Origin of the sequence: Bacillus sp. FJAT-27225 (assembly GCF_001685025.1) — a bacterium.
In the GTDB taxonomy this organism is placed as follows: Bacteria; Bacillota; Bacilli; order Bacillales; family Cytobacillaceae; genus Bacillus_D.
The window spans coordinates 451,269-465,989 of sequence record NZ_MAYU01000021.1 but is presented as its reverse complement, the minus strand read 5'-3'; the positions used below and the strand labels follow the sequence as shown (position 1 = coordinate 465,989).

Here is a 14,721-nt window from a genome sequence, read left to right as displayed (position 1 = left end):
GAGGACTGTTCCTCATTTTTTTAAAAAAAGGAATTAATCCCATATGAGTCGAAAATTAGACTAGTATATACGGCAAGTTACATGAAAGGGGGTATCGGGTAATGAGGGAACCAATTCAACTAAATGAAATTCCTCTTGAAATAAAGCGGTATGTCGGCACTATTCAATCTATCACATTTCCTCGCCAGGGCTGCACATCCGATGTAGTAGTGATTAAATCCGAAAGTGGGAAATACGCCCTAAAGCGGACAAAGAATAAACTTTATAGTTCGTGGCTGACAAGGGAAGTTGCTGTACTCGATTGTTTGGCAAAGCAAACGAAGCTGCCTGTTCCAAAAGTGCTACATTTTACTGCGGAAAATGATAAAAACGAGGCGTGGGCCCTAACTGAGTTTTTAGAAGGGGAAACGCTAAGAGCTGCTTTAAGCATAGAAACAAATAAACACAAAAGGCTGGAGCTTCTCCTTAATTTCGGAAAAATACTATCTGAGATCCATTCGACCCCTTGCCCAGATGAATTGAGATACGATGCTCCTTGGCTTGATTATATGCTGGCCCAGGCAGAGGAGAATTTCAAAAATGGCCAAGCTGATGGGACAAGGGAATTATTAGAAAGAATCCAGCAAGAAAAGCCCGGGCCATACAAGCAGACGCTCATTCATGGAGATTTTACGATTGATAATGTGTTGGTTTGTAATGGGGGTATTTCGGGGGTCATCGATTGGGGAGCTGGAGCGTTTGGTGATCCGAGATACGATGTTTCTCTGGCGCTCCGCCCTAAGCCCAATGCCTTCGAAAGCAAAACAGATCGGGAAGTCTTTTTTGAAGGGTATGGGGCGAGAATCATTACTGAAAAAGAGTATGGCTATTTTGCGGATGGATTATATGAATTCTTTTAACAAGAAGCTTAGGGGCTCAGCTCCTAAGCTTTTGTTTTCGTGAAGGAGAAAATTATCCCAAAAATGAAGGAAATATGAATGTAATCGAAAGCAGCGAGCATACTAACATTGGCTTTAAAAGAAGGACAGGTGGTGTGTACTATGGGATTCTGGGCCAGATTGTTTGGAAAATCAGAGAAAAAGGAGGCCACGCCAATGGCAAATGTAAAACTGGCAATTATTTTTTATAGTATGGGTGGAACAAATGTCCAGCTTGCACGCTGGGCAGAAGAAGGAGGACGGGAAGCAGGTGCCGAGGTCAGAGTGTTAAAGGTTGAGGAATTGGCACCGGAATCGGTTGTGCAGGGCAATGAAGTATGGAAAAAGACTACTGAATCAATCAAGGACATCCCGGTCGTCAGCTCGGATGATATTGAATGGGCAGATGCACTTATTTTCAGCGTTCCGACCCGATTCGGGAACTTGCCATCGCAAATGAAGCAATTCCTTGATACTCAAGGCGGGCTTTGGGCGTCCGGCAAAACAGTCAATAAAGTGGTCAGTGCCATGACGTCAGCTCAAAACCCGCATGGTGGACAGGAAGCTACCATTCTTGCTCTATACACATCTATGATGCATTGGAGTGCGATCATCGTTCCTCCTGGTTACTCTGATTCTGTCCTATTCGCAGCAGGCGGAAATCCGTATGGCACAAGCGTCACCGTTGGCGAAGATGGAAAAATGAAAGATGCCTCCCAGGCGGAAGCCGCTGTCAAACATCAGGCAAGACGCACTGTCACCGTCGCCGAGTGGGTTAAGAGAGGACTGCAATAGGTCTGGTAATACGAACAGTGCCAGGCACGACCCGATTTTTCTTGTTTCACACGGCTGTTTCACAGCTTTAAAACATTTGAGAACCCGTCAACTGGCGGGTTTTTTTACTTGAAAAAGTATACCCGTTATTTGCAATCAAACTGTATCCGGGTGTACAAGGGCGACAGGTACCAAAATCTCCTCTTCACATACGATACATTAAAAAGAGGAGTGATGTTATGTATTACCAGCATCCCTACCCCCACTATCCAGCATATCGGCAGTATCCTTCGGTTAACATCTCGATGTTTGAGCAATCTGTCGTACAGTTTCAAAAGGCAGTAGCGGCAGCATCCACACTGCTCAAAAAATTTTCCGATCGGCAGTTTGCCAAGCAGCTAATGACGGCCGCCCAAAGCGGGAATCAAAATGAAGTAAACCGATTGATAAAATCGATTGGAATCACACTCCCTATGACCATCCAATACACCCCTTCAGGCCTAATCCTGACCATCCATGCACAAGGAGAAAATTTGCAATGCTGTGATTTGTCAATGATCCTGAAATGGGGAAGATAATGTAAGCCGTCCGCTAGGTTCCGGACGGCTTTTAATTGGTTGATAAAATAAGTAGTTAGGCGATGAAATGAATTTCCGTGAAGAGAGGCAGAATTTCAGAATAACCGAGAAAACTTCCGTGAAGAGAGCCGAAATTTACAAAAAAGAAAGGGAAACTTCGTGAAAGCGGCAACACTTCCCTAACAATTAGCCTAGACTTTTTTCAATCAAAAAACGAAATGACTTTTTTGGCGAGGGCTGCCAGCTCAAGTTTCTCAAGTGTATTGCAGTAGTCGGTTTCGATGTCGCCGTTAATCGGTCCTTCCGTATCTGTGAAGAATTTACTTGTTGTCTGGCCCGTATACCAGTCGCCTTCCTCAGCATTCTTATGGCTGACATTTTTCCAAGTGTGCTCAAGATAGGGGCTGTATAGGCGTCTTGCCCCTGGCCTCAGCTGGCAGGAGCTCAACCGAAGCTGATACGGCAATCCTGGTAACCCTTCCCTGACATTATTGAAAATATGGGGCCAGTAATCCTTCCGCGAACCTGTATGCGGGTGAGAGAACGCCCACTTTTCTACATTCCTCAAAAAACTGTTGTCTCCAAACAAAAGCCTGTATATTTGTTTGCCAAATAATATCCTTCTGTTCAATGATTCAAATTGGCTGACAGTCTGGCCGGCCAAGCGTATAGATTCGTTCTTATTATATGGAAATAAGATATGGTTCATCGACAAAAATTGATTAAGCTGAAATTCCAATGTGTCGATAACTTCATTTTTGTAAAAGGGATTTTGGACAACTCGGTCTTCTATATAATTTTGTTCATTGATGATAAGCGCGATCGTTAGAATGGATGAGTTGCGCTCTTCCCAATACTGGTTCCAAAACGGCTCCATAAAGCCCGAAATATTCAGGCTGGGCAAAAGATGAAAAAAAGGCGTCTTTCGATTAATGCTTTCTTTATATAGGAGCAGCTGGGGATATGCATCCTGGAAAATGAGCCAATTGGCTCGCTCGAGGAATGTGAAAAACGATTGTTTTTCTTTTTTCGATAACAATCTGGATAAAAGTTCACCTTTGAGATCGGTCATGTTCCAGCCGCCATTTCGCGAAACAAGATGGGCGAGCAATGCCCAGTGAATTTCGGGGTGAAGCCTGTAAAAGTCCATATAGGCCTTGGTTCTTGTAATATTATTCAGATTGGCTTCGCTCGTCCGCTGTCTAATTTGTCCGATAAGAAGTTCTTCTTGTTTTGAACGGTGCCGGGCTTTCTGGTTCTTATTAAAAGCTTTAATTATTCCGTCCAGCGGCGAGAGCTCCAGGCTTTTTTTGAAAAAAATAATCATCTCCCTCCTTCAAGTATTCCGTCCCCGCTGCGCGAATAAGAATTAGAGAAGGAGTATGCCTTGGGGGGAGTGCAGAAAATGAGTTTCGATTGTAAAAGCGCAATCAATTGGATCATTGAAACCGTGAAGAGGGACCAATCACATGATGGGTCCTGGCGATACCCATTCAAAACCGGGCTTTCAACTGATTGCTACATGATTATTTTATTAAGGACACTTGAAATAGATGATGAAGATTTAATCGGCAAACTTGCGGCGAGGATTGCCAGCAAGCAGGAGGCAAATGGAGCGTGGAAGCTTTTTCATGATGAAAAGGATGGAAATTTAACCACTACTGTCGATGCCTACTACAGCCTTTTATACTCAGGCTATATAAAAAAAGATGACCCGAGGATGACGGCGGCAAGGAATTTTATTGTCGCAAAAGGAGGGATCGGCAAGGCAAACCTTTTCGCGAAGGTCGTACTTGCCTTGACAGGCCAGTATAAGTGGCCAGAATTTTTTCCGATGCCCGTGGAAGTCATCCTTCTGCCGCACTCATTTCTAATTAATTTTTATCAGTTTTCGGTTTACGGAAGGGCCAATATGACGCCAATCCTGATTGCAGGGGATAAACAGTTCAGCGTGAAAACAAAACGAAGTCCTGATCTCTCAAACCTGATCGTCACCTCCACCCGGGACGAAGAGGATGAGTGGCGGTCATTATTTTCATCCGTGGAGGAATGGGTGAAGAAACTAATTGGTTTGCCGGAAGCACTGCATGAGCTGGCTATCGATAGGGCGAAGAAATATATGCTTGATCGGATTGAGCCGGATGGAACGTTTTATAGTTATTTCAGTTCAACGTTCTTTATGGTATTTGCGTTATTGGCACTCGGATATTCAAAAACTGATCCCATTATTACAAAAGCAATCGATGGGTTAAAATCGATGAAAACAGATATAGATGGGTATCCGCATATGCAATATACAACTGCGAATGTATGGAATACCTCCTTGATTAGTATGGCTCTTCAGGAAGCAGGTGTGCCTTTTGAGGATCCGGTGGTTTTAGCTGCAAATCGCTATTTACTGGAACGCCAGCACAAAAGATTCGGTGACTGGGTTGTCCATAACACAGACAGCCTGCCAGGTGGCTGGGGTTTCTCAGATATTAATACAATGAATCCTGATGTTGATGACACAACAGCATCCTTACGATCGATAGCAAGAAGCGTCCAAGTTAATCCGACACTTCTTGAATCCTGGAATAGGGGTGTAACCTGGCTATTGAGTATGCAGAATCGTGACGGCGGCTGGGCAGCCTTTGAAAAAAATATCGACAGCAAATGGATGAGTCTCCTCCCAATCGAACGGGCCGAAATTCTGCTCGGAGATCCAAGCACAGCAGACCTTACTGGAAGGACTCTCGAATTTTTAGGGAATTATACACGTTTCCCAAAAGGTGACCCGAGGATGAAAAAGGCGATAACCTGGCTTTTGGAAAATCAGGAGGAGGACGGTTCTTGGTACGGAAGATGGGGGATTTGCTATATATATGGAACTTGGGCGGCAGTAACTGGGCTTCTCGCTGCAGGTTTGCCGAGAACAGATCCATCCATCAAGCGGGCGGTATTGTGGTTGAAGAAAATCCAGAATGATGATGGAGGCTGGGGAGAATCGTGCTTGAGCGACAGCAGGAGGCGGTATGTCGCATTAGGTGACAGTACGATAACAGACACAGCCTGGGCGCTTGATACTTTGATAACTGCAGAGAAAAGGCCATCGCGAGAGATTGAGCGAGGCATGAATTACCTGCTCTCCTCCCTGGCGAAAAATGACTGGACAACCGATTACCCAAAAGGGCAGATGATGCCTGGGGCTTTTTATAGCCATTATCATAGCTATCGATACATTTTCCCCCTGCTCGCTCTATCGAATTACAACAGGAAATTCGGTGGTTAAAGGACTGGGCCGACTATTTAATGTTGTGAAACACTTCCGGTGAAACAAGAAAAAACGGGTGGTGCCTGGCACTGTTCGCATTTTACCTGTTCGTCACCACTTTCTTCTTAAATAAAGGCAGGTCGGATATTAAAAACAAGCTGCTTAGGATGATGAACAGGCCGAGAATCATTCCGGCTGTGATTTGTTCGTGGAGAAAAATAACGCCCCAGACCATCCCGAACAAGGGAATAAGGAACGTGACGGTAACGGTTTTGGTCGGCCCGACACTGGCAATCAATTGGTAGTAAAGCAGATATCCAAATGCGGTCGAAAAAACACCTAGCCCAAGAAGTGAAAAAGCGACAACCGGTGTAACGGACAGGGCGCTTTCCGGAAGAGCAACTGCCGATAAGGGAAAAAGCAGCAGGGATGCGCCCATCATTTGACCGAAGGCAATCGGCAAGGGGGTGATATTTATAAAGGTTTTTTTCGCATATACACCGCCGAAGCCGTAGGAAACAGTTGAAAGCAGGGAACAAACACTTGCAATAACAACCTCGATTGTAAGCTGGACTGGGCTCCAGCCAACTGTGATGACGACCCCAACCATCCCGATAAATATGGCAATCATTTTTTTAGGTGTAAGCCGTTCTTTCATCCACGCCCATGCCACTAGTGCGGTGAAAAAGGGAGTCATGGAATTAATAATTGCCAATAGGGAAGCGTTCAAGTGCAGGGATGCGAGTGAAACGAGTGTGAACGGGATTGCTGAATTTAAGGCTCCAATCATAATATATTGTTTCCAGCGTTGTTTGAGATGAGTTGGCTTTCTAACAATCAAAACGGTAATCAATAAAGCAAGCGCTGCAAATGTCACTCGTCCCTGTGACGTCAAATACGGGCCGACCACAGGCGAGGCAATCCTAACAAATAAGAACGAAGAGCCAAAAAACGCGGCAAGCGCAAACAAAATCCCTATATCCTTTGGTTTCATAAAAATTCGCCTCTTGTCTGGAAAAGCGTATTGTTTCAGGAATTATTTTTTAGTACTATATGCACAGCTTTGGAAACTTGTTAGTAAGCCTATGAGAGTCAATGGCAAAAAGCCAGTGCTGTAAGGAGCGCTGGCTTTTTGGTATTGATTCTTTTCATTCTAGTTGAGGATTTCCTGTTTTCTTTCCTTTTTAATGAAGTACACAGCAACTGCCATTGCTGAGACAAGCAGAATGCAGTAAACGAGAGGGCCGAAAACGATCGGCATGGTTATTCCGCCGAAGCTTGATACGAAGTATTTCATGACAAACGAAATCATTATAAATGCAAGTACGATTTCTGCTCCAATCATGCTGATATAATTCGGCAGGTACCTTGAAAGAATGCCAATTACGATCGCGATAAAAAATCCGAGCAGGTAAATGACAAACACCGAAGCGAGAATATACTGCATAAATGTGTAATCTAACCAAAACAGCCATGGATTAGAAACCGAGTTGATATTGGAATTTAAGAATATTCCTGTCCCGTTTTTTGAATACAGGATAAAAAAGGCACCGAGCTGGACGGTAGTAATAATAAATGCTCCAATTAAAGCGGCTGCGAGTTTCTTTTTAAAAAGCTTGCGGCCTATCTTTGAACTGTAATGCAAGTAAATCATTTTATTGTTTCTGTCCCGGATGAAGAGGGGTGAAACAAGGAACATAATGCTGAGTAAAACAAGAACGCACATAGAGGATATAAGATTATTGTAATTGCTGAAGACTACAGACGGGAAGATAGCTCCACTATGGGCAATCTTTGTTAACCTGTCTTTTTCCTTTTCAGTCGGGTTGCCTCCTACAGGATGCCAATTTAGTAAATATCCTTTTTCCTCGTAGTCTTCGATAAGTCCTTGCTTGGCCTGAATCTCCCAAAAAGCATCGACATTGTCCTCGAAGATGGCAATACCATGTAACTTACTTGCTTCGGGGTCATCCCATACATTTAGATTTTTGTATTCATCATAGGTTGTAATTCCGGCTTTCACAAATTCCTCTTTAGACTGAAGATATTTTTCAGCTTCTTCAATATTTCCGCTTAAGGAACTTTTAAAATCTTTAAATTCCTCGTCATCCATCGAAGTTCCGTAATCACGAATCATGTCAGCGCTAATATTGTAAACATCCAATGAAGGTCTTCCATTGGGGAAGTACTTGATATCAAAGCTTAAGAACAATTGATACATCAACACACTTATCAAGAATAAAAGAACAATCGCCTTCCATTCAAAAAGCTTTTTAATCTCATTCCAAATAATCATTGCTGTTTCCCCGCCTAGTAAATGTTTTGTTTTTTAAATTGAGCCAAACTGATAAAGCAGCCCACGAAAAGGACGACCAGCCAAATGCCGACTGTTGTTATTTCATAGTATTTTACCTGGAAGGCTCCCCAGGCCATGAACCAAAGATGCGGATTGGTTATGAGTGTAAACGGGTTCAGCCTTGTTGTGAAGAGCATGTTTGAATCAAGCGGAACGAATCCTGGAATGATTACTGCAATTCCCCAGACAAGCAGAAACACAACGAATACAAGATAGCTATTTTTGATAAATATCGATAGAATAAAGGCAATCGCTGTAAAAAACAGCTGGCATATGTAGAGTAGCAGTATGCATAATCCCAAGTATTCGCCAAAATTCAATTGATGCCATGAAATATACGGTAATGTGAATTCCGCATTAAAATAGCTGCTAATCGGGACGCTCCATACATTTGAGTAGTTAAATAGTGTAAGATAGCAAACCATAGTTAAAGCCAATAGGAAAGTAGTCATCATCGTGCTTGCCGTTAAAGAAGCTATTAGTTTATCAACAGCCAGCTTCCTTCCTCTTTTAGTAGAGTAGGCAATGAGATGGGTTTTGTTTTCAAATTCATAGGTGTTTATATAAGCTGCAGCTAATACGGACAAAATTAATGCCTCAACGAGAATGGCCTTGAGCAGAGTTCTGAACAGGAACGTATGAAGCTTGTACGTTTTTCCGTGAAAAAACAGCGTTTGATGTTCACCATTTTCAATTATTTCCGCTTTCCGCGCTTCAAGCTGGCTGAATGTTTTTCTGACAGTCTCAGCGGCTTCACCACTCAGGTTTAAATTGATGATTTCTAACTCTGCTGTTTGTTTAAAATCAAGTTTTTCATAAATTTCGCCAATACCGTCCATTTCATTCAGGTACATTTCAAAGACAAGAGCCTTAGCTGCAACCTTTAATTCTTCCTCGTTAAAGGACTGATTGGAGTCAGTGGATCTGTCGGTAAAAAACTCGGAAGCATCCTGATAGGTTTTGGAAAGTTTCTTCTCGGCAAGGATATTCAAGTTTTCTAATGCAGACTCGTATTCTTTTTCAAAGGCTGCAATGGAATCCGGGGTTATATTTGTTCCGTATCGGCCTATTGCTTCATTTACAATTTCGAGTTCATTTCTGACAGAAGAGTGGTCATAAATCAGATAAAAATTAAAGCCGGTAAATATAATTAACAAACTTGCAATAACAGGAGAGATGAATACCTTCCGCAGCTCGTGGAAAATGATGTTTTTCATAGTTTTATTTCCGAATCTTCATCCTTGTAAATATACAAGAAAACATCCTCAAGGCTCGGGCGAACTGCAACCCATTCCGGCTGAATTTCCCCTTCTGCAATAAATCTGATTTTGAGCAAGCCATCCTCTTGTTTTTCCGACAATGAGAAATGCTTGCGTTTAAAATTAGCGGCAAGGTCGAAGTCAATTGTGGATTCATAGACCTTTCCGGCAAGGAGTTTGCAAATTTCCGAGATTGTATCCTTGTATAGAACTTGTTTATCTTTAATCAGGATGATTTGATTGGCGACAGACTCGACGTCCGAGACGATATGGGTTGACAGGATAACAATTCGATCCCGGCCCAACTCGGCCATCAGATTGCGGAAACGCGCCCGTTCCTTTGGATCAAGCCCAGCGGTTGGTTCATCAAGAATGACTATTTTCGGATTATTCAGCATCGCCTGGGCAATCCCCACTCTTTGGATCATGCCTCCAGAAAACTTCCTCATTTTTTTCCCGCTTACTTCCTCCAATGCGACGAGTTTAAGCAACTCCATAATTCTGGTTTTTGCCTGCTTTCTATCCATTCCCTTTAAAGCGGCAATATAGGAAAGGTATTGAATAGGACTGTAATTTTTATAGTAACCGAATTCCTGGGGCAGATAGCCAAGCAAGTCCCGGTATCTCTCATCCAGTGCACCAATTGGCTTGCCGTTATAAAGTATATCGCCACTCGTAGGGAAGATAAGAGTAGTCAGCATTTTAATAAGGGTTGTTTTTCCGGCACCATTTGGAGCAAGAAGGCCGTATACCCCATTTTCGAATTCAAGATTGATCTTTTTTAAAGCAACAAAACTTCCAAAGTTTTTACTAACATTACTAACAACCAGCATTACAGAACCCCCTCGGGACTTTTAATAGAAACGAATTTCTTAAGTGTTTTTATATAGAACACCATTCCAGCAGCAATTATTAAAATATACAGAGCAATTGGAATACGATTTAACAGGCCAAAGTAAAAAGCCTTGCTAAAAAAGAGAATAAAGAAATTCATGATTAACCAAATGACAGAAAAGCCAATTTTTCCGGCGGTCGTTTTCACCTTCATCAATGTTAAGAGATAAAGGATTGAAAAAAGTATTAATGATGAGGCAGAAAGAAGGAGGGCCGAAGTAAAATCAATCTCCTTGTAAAAAATGGCCATGGCCCCAATCAAGGCAGTGTTCAACCCGAAACTGGCGATACCAAAGACAAGCATCCTGAAGCCAGCGAGTTGAAATACATTGTATTTGCATGTCATTTCAAGCTCGAACGTATGGGCCTGCTTTAATTTCATGAAGGAAATGATGCAGCAGGCTAAAAATAGCACCGGTGATACGATGAAAATGAACGCATATATATTTTCTTCTCCTACTGTAAAGTACCGTTCTGCAGAGAATGCCAGGGATGAAATGACCAGCATGACAGCAAAAAGAACATATAACAGTTCAACTGAATCTCTGAACAAATACTTAATTCCTATTTCTCTATACATCCTCAGCAAGTGCGAAGTGAATGTTTCCTTAACCGGAAGACCCTGTTGGACAATGCTCCTGATCTCACTGCGAATTTCACTTTCATCAGGATAGTCTATTGTGAATTTTTCCTTATTCATCGTCTTCAGCCTCCAAATTCGACTTCACTTTTTTAAGCGTGGAATAGTATTTTGTCTTGACGGTCGATTCTGCCATACTCAATGATGCCGCAATCTCTTTGAAGGAATAATCGGCAAACAGCTTTAAGCGGAATATTTGCTGCGACTGGCTGTCCAAACTGTTGACTAGGGATGTCACTCTTTCTACCTCATGTTTATATTCAAGACTGATCGTAAAATCTTCAGAGTCGGTGATATCGATATCCTCGGAGTTTACGGTAATGGTCTGGTATCGATATGCCCTTGATCTGTAATAATCGACTACCCGATATGTTGCCAGCTTGTATAACCATGTCCTGAATGAAGCTTTTTCAGCGTTAAATCCATGGATTGATTGCAGCATGGAAATAAAGATCTCCTGTGTCAAATCCAGGGAAAGTTCCTTATCCAGCGTCTGCCTATAAACAAACGCATACATTTCCTTGTAGTAAAGGGAGACAAGCTCATTGGCCGCCTGTCCATTTGCCTTGTTTTTTATTCTATTAATCAATGAAGTTTCATTACTATGCATTGTCACAACACTCGTTTCTGAACCGGTTCATATATATATTCGTAAGGAAGGGGAAAATAGTTTGCAAAGTTTATATTTTTTTAAAAAAATATCTTACACCCAGATTATCATGGCTGTTAGGGAAAGCACATTATTCAAAAAACATTTCTTGCAGCTCATAATTTATGAGATTTCTCTTTTGATAGGAATAGAAACAACCTTCATTTTTTAAAGTCCCTGCCTTGAAATTATATCGCAATTAACGATATAATCTATATAAACGATGTAAAAGGAGGTTTTTTCATGATTGAGGAATTGAATACATATTTTACTGACGTTTACTTTAATCTCCATCCAGCCCAGGAAGAGGCGATTTCACATCAAAGTGTCCGTGTTTTACAAATTGTTAAGAAAAAGCAGCATGTAGCTATTCGTGACATAGCAGAACATTTATCCATTTCCCATAACACAGCATCCGAGCATGTGAAAAAATTAGTCAGGAATGGCTGGTTAAGTAAAACAAGAAACGATGTAGATCAGCGGATTGTCTATTTGCGTTTAACGGAACAGGGATTAATGGTTTTAAAAAAGAACACGGAATTGGATGAAAAGAAATTAACGATTGCACTTGAAAAGTTGACGGACGGCGAGAAGAAAAAGATTGTTGAAGCATTTCGATTATTGAGTGAGGTATCCAAATAAATGTATTTACTCATTAAAATTGTTAGTTCGGCAGCAATAATTGGGATTGTAACTGAGCTTGCAAGAAGGTTTCCGGTTTATGGAGGAGTAATTGCTGCTCTGCCATTAATCAGTATTCTAAGTATTATTTGGTTAAGGGTTCAAGGAGAACCGATGCAAAGTGTCTTACAATTTACGCTTGGAGTCCTTGTCGGCCTTCCAGCAACAATTGTGATGCTCCTGGTCATTTATAGCGCTTTTAAGCTTTCAATTCAACTTCCATTGGCAATTGTGTTAGGTGTAATTGGCTGGGGAGCCTCATTACTCATTCAAAGTAAGATTACTAGTTTATTTGTCTCCTAGAAGAGGTTTTTGAATACTGGCACTCTTTGCTAGCAACTCTATGACAATTACTGGTGGATTAACGGGATAAAAAGTCAATAATGCAAAGTAGGGACGTTTTTTACTTTGCTAATTTTATAGGGAACTCACTGGTGGAAGGTGAGTTTTTTATATTGTTACAGTTAAAACGATTTCCGTGGAAATAAAGGTGATTGCCAACCCATTGGAAGGCTTCGTTCGAATAATAGTCTTTAGGCATGGGAGTATGTGTCAGAATTGTGAATACGGGCGATATATCGTTCGTTAAGGGTGAAATAATTGTGGTTGAGGGATAAAAAAAGCTCATTCAAGGTGATAAATTTGCGGAAGAGGGCGATATAATTTTTACGAGAGTAATCGAGAACTGAACTAGTCCGCTGGTAGGTATCGTAGAATGTTGTTTCCTTTCACTTGGTAGTGTTAATGTATAAGAAATAGTTTTCATTTTGCAGTCAATTATAGGTAATAAAGGGGGTCATTACTATGAAGCTTTTAAAAAAGCTTCGGGATGGGTATGTGATGAATCATGCAAACCGAACGAAGCTTCCTGTTTTTCATTCTGGCAATATAGTTAGGAGAAAAGTCCAATTTTCAGGTAGAGTCCAGAAGGTCGGATTCCGGCTTGAATTAGCTTGCCTTGCTGAAAGACTTGGTCTGGCCGGCTGGGTTCGGAATAAGGAAGATGAAAGTGTAGAGGCTGAACTGCAAGGGGAAGACGCTAAAATTGATTTTTTAATTACCTGTATGAAGTCTTTGAAACGAGCCGCTGTCAAAGAAATTATTGTAACCGAGTTGGCTGTTGAAAAAGAAGACAAGACCTTTAAAATAGTAAAATAATTTATCGGGATCTTGCAATTAAAAGGGACGGCTCCTTGCTGTAATTTCAAGCAAAGAACCGTCCCAGTATTATTTATTGGCTTCTTTCATCACTTCAATATAAAACATTATTGCATTTAAGTAGTTTTCAATGCTGACATGTTCGTTTGTACCGTGCATCCGATTGAGGTCTTCACCGGTGATTTGCACAGGGAGGAAGCGGTACGTATCGTCCGAGACAGTATCATAGTGCCGGGCATCGGAACCCGCAAACATCAGGTAAGGTGCGATGATTGCGTCAGTGTACACGTTCCGCGCCGCTTGCTGGATAGTTCTGAACTGCCAGCTGTCTACGGAGGATACGGAACTGGCTTCATTTCCGGTTACTGTCACGTTTATGTCGGGGTCGTCAATCGTTTCTTCAATGAAATTTTTCACATCTTCAAGCGTGTCGCCTGGCATGAGCCGATGATTGATGATGGCTGTTGCTTTTTCCGGCAATGCATTGTATTGTTCGCCGGCCTGGAAGATAGTCGGGGCAATGGTGGTTCGGATTAAGGCTGCAGTAGCCGGCTGTCCGAGCAGGATTTTTTCAATGATAGGCTCGAATATGAACTTGTTGGCAAATACGTATTTCATCCCGAAGCTCATTTCAGGGGCAACGAATTCGAATAAATCCTCGCCCGGTCCTCTAAGGTCACCTTTAAACTGGGTTTCCTCGAGTTTTGAAATCGCACTGGCAATACGGCCGATATTGGTGCGGTCTTTTGGCTGGGAAGAGTGGCCTCCGCTTCCTTCTATCGTCAGTTCAGCGGTCGCTGAGCCTTTTTCGGATATTCCTACTACCCCGACAGGCTGGTTCACACCTGGTACCATATTTTCGACAATCGCGCCGCCTTCATCGAGGACAAATTCAAAAATGATTCCGCGTTCCTTCATTATAGAAGCAATCTCGCTCGCACCTTCATCCCCGCCGATCTCTTCATCATGGCCAAACATGAAATATAAGTCCCGTGTCGGCTTGAAGTTTTGCCCAAGTAGATGCTCAGCCGCCTCGAGGATTCCGATCACACCGATTTTATCATCAAGGGTTCCCCGACCCCAGATTTTGTCATCGGCTACCGTACCGCTAAACGGGTCATGTTCCCAATCGCCTTCCGTGCCGTTTAACACAGGAACTACATCATAGTGGCTTGTAAGGCCGATTGGCTTTTGGGAGGGGTCTGACCCCTTCCATTTATAAACGAGAGCATACTCATTGACCCTTTCAAGTTCGAGCTGCTCGTGAACTAAAGGATAGCTTTTTTGTAAAAAAACTATGAACTTTTTAAACTCGCTGAAATTGAATTTGCTGCGGTCCTGGTATGATATGGTTTTAAAGGTGATAGCTTCGGACAAATGGTTTACGGCGCTGTTTTCGTCAATTGTTTCTGCTGTCGGTTTTGCTGCAGGCTGTTTTGATTGGACAAGCATTGTACGTATTCCGGTTACGATGAAAAACACTGCGAGAAAGCTTACTAGTATTAAGGCAGCTATTTTTCGCTTTTTCACTGACATTCCCCCTTGTTTTGTAAAAATTTCTC

Annotated in this window: 15 protein-coding genes; 7 read left to right on the top strand and 8 right to left on the bottom strand. The window is 42.2% G+C overall.

Annotation, left to right across the window (positions count from 1 at the left end):
* The first annotated feature begins 101 nt into the window (after window positions 1-101).
* The 3 genes from A8F94_RS14295 to A8F94_RS14285 all read left to right on the top strand — a co-directional run bounded on the left by A8F94_RS14295 (window position 102) and on the right by A8F94_RS14285 (window position 2,269).
* On the top strand, window positions 102-899 hold the full coding sequence (locus tag A8F94_RS14295; RefSeq protein ID WP_066201742.1) for a phosphotransferase family protein: 798 nt from the start codon (window positions 102-104) through the stop codon (window positions 897-899).
* 195 nt (window positions 900-1,094) lie between these two features.
* Window positions 1,095-1,712, top strand: a complete 618-nt coding sequence (wrbA, locus tag A8F94_RS14290; RefSeq protein WP_066202428.1) for an NAD(P)H:quinone oxidoreductase type IV — start codon at window positions 1,095-1,097, stop codon at window positions 1,710-1,712.
* 218 nt (window positions 1,713-1,930) lie between these two features.
* The gene (locus A8F94_RS14285) at window positions 1,931-2,269 is read left to right on the top strand and encodes a hypothetical protein (protein WP_066201739.1); all 339 of its coding nucleotides are present in this window, start codon (window positions 1,931-1,933) and stop codon (window positions 2,267-2,269) included.
* Window positions 2,270-2,471: 202 nt separating this feature from the next.
* Here A8F94_RS14285 and A8F94_RS14280 read toward each other — a convergent pair whose 3' ends face one another.
* Complete coding sequence (locus A8F94_RS14280; protein ID WP_066201736.1) at window positions 2,472-3,596, bottom strand: DUF2515 domain-containing protein; 1,125 nt, start codon at window positions 3,594-3,596, stop codon at window positions 2,472-2,474.
* 78 nt (window positions 3,597-3,674) lie between these two features.
* On the opposite strand from A8F94_RS14280, the gene shc reads away from it, so the two are divergent.
* Window positions 3,675-5,540 carry a squalene--hopene cyclase gene (gene shc, locus A8F94_RS14275; protein ID WP_066201733.1) on the top strand — a complete coding sequence of 622 codons (1,866 nt, stop codon included), beginning with the start codon at window positions 3,675-3,677 and terminating at the stop codon, window positions 5,538-5,540.
* Window positions 5,541-5,622: 82 nt separating this feature from the next.
* On the opposite strand, the gene A8F94_RS14270 is transcribed toward shc, so the two are convergent.
* The 6 genes from A8F94_RS14270 to A8F94_RS14245 all read right to left on the bottom strand — a co-directional run bounded on the left by A8F94_RS14270 (window position 5,623) and on the right by A8F94_RS14245 (window position 11,281).
* The gene (locus A8F94_RS14270; RefSeq protein WP_066201730.1) at window positions 5,623-6,516 is read right to left on the bottom strand and encodes a DMT family transporter; all 894 of its coding nucleotides are present in this window, start codon (window positions 6,514-6,516) and stop codon (window positions 5,623-5,625) included.
* A gap of 159 nt (window positions 6,517-6,675) precedes the next feature.
* Complete coding sequence (locus A8F94_RS14265) at window positions 6,676-7,818, bottom strand: ABC transporter permease (protein WP_066201727.1); 1,143 nt, start codon at window positions 7,816-7,818, stop codon at window positions 6,676-6,678.
* 14 nt (window positions 7,819-7,832) lie between these two features.
* Window positions 7,833-9,095 (bottom strand): ABC transporter permease subunit, encoded by a 1,263-nt coding sequence (locus tag A8F94_RS14260; RefSeq protein ID WP_066201724.1) that lies wholly within the window; start codon window positions 9,093-9,095, stop codon window positions 7,833-7,835.
* On the bottom strand, window positions 9,092-9,970 hold the full coding sequence (locus A8F94_RS14255) for an ABC transporter ATP-binding protein (RefSeq protein WP_066201721.1): 879 nt from the start codon (window positions 9,968-9,970) through the stop codon (window positions 9,092-9,094). The genes A8F94_RS14260 and A8F94_RS14255 overlap by 4 nt, the downstream gene beginning before the upstream one ends.
* Window positions 9,970-10,731 carry a hypothetical protein gene (locus A8F94_RS14250; protein ID WP_066201718.1) on the bottom strand — a complete coding sequence of 254 codons (762 nt, stop codon included), beginning with the start codon at window positions 10,729-10,731 and terminating at the stop codon, window positions 9,970-9,972. The genes A8F94_RS14255 and A8F94_RS14250 overlap by 1 nt, the downstream gene beginning before the upstream one ends.
* On the bottom strand, window positions 10,724-11,281 hold the full coding sequence (locus tag A8F94_RS14245; protein WP_066201711.1) for an RNA polymerase sigma factor: 558 nt from the start codon (window positions 11,279-11,281) through the stop codon (window positions 10,724-10,726). The genes A8F94_RS14250 and A8F94_RS14245 overlap by 8 nt, the downstream gene beginning before the upstream one ends.
* A gap of 282 nt (window positions 11,282-11,563) precedes the next feature.
* Between A8F94_RS14245 and A8F94_RS14240 the strand changes: the two genes are divergently transcribed.
* The 3 genes from A8F94_RS14240 to A8F94_RS14230 all read left to right on the top strand — a co-directional run bounded on the left by A8F94_RS14240 (window position 11,564) and on the right by A8F94_RS14230 (window position 13,159).
* Window positions 11,564-11,962: a MarR family winged helix-turn-helix transcriptional regulator gene (locus A8F94_RS14240; RefSeq protein ID WP_066201709.1), complete on the top strand. Its 399-nt coding sequence runs from the start codon at window positions 11,564-11,566 to the stop codon at window positions 11,960-11,962.
* Window positions 11,963-12,304: a DUF3147 family protein gene (locus A8F94_RS14235; protein ID WP_066201704.1), complete on the top strand. Its 342-nt coding sequence runs from the start codon at window positions 11,963-11,965 to the stop codon at window positions 12,302-12,304.
* Window positions 12,305-12,805: 501 nt separating this feature from the next.
* Window positions 12,806-13,159, top strand: a complete 354-nt coding sequence (locus A8F94_RS14230) for an acylphosphatase (RefSeq protein WP_066201701.1) — start codon at window positions 12,806-12,808, stop codon at window positions 13,157-13,159.
* A gap of 69 nt (window positions 13,160-13,228) precedes the next feature.
* On the opposite strand, the gene A8F94_RS14225 is transcribed toward A8F94_RS14230, so the two are convergent.
* The gene (locus A8F94_RS14225) at window positions 13,229-14,689 is read right to left on the bottom strand and encodes a M20 family peptidase (RefSeq protein ID WP_175384426.1); all 1,461 of its coding nucleotides are present in this window, start codon (window positions 14,687-14,689) and stop codon (window positions 13,229-13,231) included.
* Between the last annotated feature and the right edge of the window lie 32 nt (window positions 14,690-14,721).

Excerpts from the sequence above, each read along its gene's own strand:
- A8F94_RS14295 (WP_066201742.1), top strand. The coding sequence starts at position 102 with ATGAGGGAACCAATTCAACTAAATGAAATTCCTCTTGAAATAAAGCGG.
- wrbA (WP_066202428.1), top strand. The coding sequence starts at position 1,095 with ATGGCAAATGTAAAACTGGCAATTATTTTTTATAGTATGGGTGGAACA.
- A8F94_RS14285 (WP_066201739.1), top strand. The coding sequence starts at position 1,931 with ATGTATTACCAGCATCCCTACCCCCACTATCCAGCATATCGGCAGTAT.
- A8F94_RS14280 (WP_066201736.1), bottom strand. The coding sequence starts at position 3,596 with ATGATTATTTTTTTCAAAAAAAGCCTGGAGCTCTCGCCGCTGGACGGA.
- shc (WP_066201733.1), top strand. The coding sequence starts at position 3,675 with ATGAGTTTCGATTGTAAAAGCGCAATCAATTGGATCATTGAAACCGTG.
- A8F94_RS14270 (WP_066201730.1), bottom strand. The coding sequence starts at position 6,516 with ATGAAACCAAAGGATATAGGGATTTTGTTTGCGCTTGCCGCGTTTTTT.
- A8F94_RS14265 (WP_066201727.1), bottom strand. The coding sequence starts at position 7,818 with ATGATTATTTGGAATGAGATTAAAAAGCTTTTTGAATGGAAGGCGATT.
- A8F94_RS14260 (WP_066201724.1), bottom strand. The coding sequence starts at position 9,095 with ATGAAAAACATCATTTTCCACGAGCTGCGGAAGGTATTCATCTCTCCT.
- A8F94_RS14255 (WP_066201721.1), bottom strand. The coding sequence starts at position 9,970 with ATGCTGGTTGTTAGTAATGTTAGTAAAAACTTTGGAAGTTTTGTTGCT.
- A8F94_RS14250 (WP_066201718.1), bottom strand. The coding sequence starts at position 10,731 with ATGAATAAGGAAAAATTCACAATAGACTATCCTGATGAAAGTGAAATT.
- A8F94_RS14245 (WP_066201711.1), bottom strand. The coding sequence starts at position 11,281 with ATGCATAGTAATGAAACTTCATTGATTAATAGAATAAAAAACAAGGCA.
- A8F94_RS14240 (WP_066201709.1), top strand. The coding sequence starts at position 11,564 with ATGATTGAGGAATTGAATACATATTTTACTGACGTTTACTTTAATCTC.
- A8F94_RS14235 (WP_066201704.1), top strand. The coding sequence starts at position 11,963 with ATGTATTTACTCATTAAAATTGTTAGTTCGGCAGCAATAATTGGGATT.
- A8F94_RS14230 (WP_066201701.1), top strand. The coding sequence starts at position 12,806 with ATGAAGCTTTTAAAAAAGCTTCGGGATGGGTATGTGATGAATCATGCA.